The 1,006-nt window shown below is 46.2% G+C and carries 1 protein-coding gene; it reads left to right on the forward strand.

All coding sequences use genetic code 11. The features are described from left to right. Window positions 1–1,006 (forward strand): tol-pal system YbgF family protein (locus tag A3729_RS28355; protein ID WP_156498202.1); only part of this gene is annotated, 1,006 nt, incomplete at both ends.

A 1,006-nucleotide genomic window follows, 5' to 3' on the forward strand; every position in this document is an offset into this window, starting at 1 on the left:
TATCTTCCTGAGCAAACTCAGCGCTTTGTGAAAGCACTGATTACCTTGTGTATTCTCTGCGTGAGTCTGTGGACGGGTGTTGCTCAGTCTTCAGAAGCAAAGCTGGTTGATGAGTACCCGGTATATCAACGTGCTCAAGACTTAAATTACGGTCAGGTACTGTTCCAGTACCATCAAGGAAATTTCTTTGAAGCTTTGAGCGCGCTAAATGTTGCCAAGCTCCGTTCCGGAATCCAGGGGCATGGCCAGCATCCCGAATTAGTGGAGGGGGGGCTGATGCTCTCTTACGGAATGGTCGAAGAGGCCAAACTAGTATTTGAGACGCTTCTAACCAAGCAAATTTCATTGAGCGATCGTAACCAGGCTTGGTACTACTTAGGTAAGGTCTTCTACCTTACCGCCGATGATAAGCGCTCTTCAGAAAGTTTTGACAAAGTACAGATGCAGCTTTTGCGAAAGGAAAAGCCTCATTTGTTCCATGAAATGCTCTATATGAAAGGACTATTGATCGGACGGGATCATAGTATCAAACAAGAAAATAAACCCCTTATGCTTGCAAGCTTGATTAGCCAGATTCCTCCTGGCAACTTATGGCGACAGTACCTTCAGTATAATGCCGCCGTTGGTGGACTAGCGGCAGCGTCTAATGCGAACTATGAAGTGGTTCGAAGTGTTGCTTTGCGAGATTTGAAGCGCTTGGCAGCTGGTTTGCTTAATCAAATAGATGAACTCTATAGTCAGTCGAATGATGTTGGTGCTGGGGAGCGTATTAACTTACGAGAACAGTGTTTGCTAAGCCTTGGGCAGCTATACCTTCAGCAGGGAGATAATCAATCCGCTTTAGGTGTCTTACGCGAAATCAGAAAAGATAGTCTGTTATCTGACCAGGCACTTTTCGCTTATTCAGTTGCTGCGACTAACCTTGGTCAGCACGGCTTGGCGCTCGAAGCTTTAACGTTGTTGAAAGAGCGCCCACAATTTACGCCCTGGTTACAGCAAGTGCCTT

This window comes from Oleiphilus sp. HI0043, assembly GCF_001634935.1.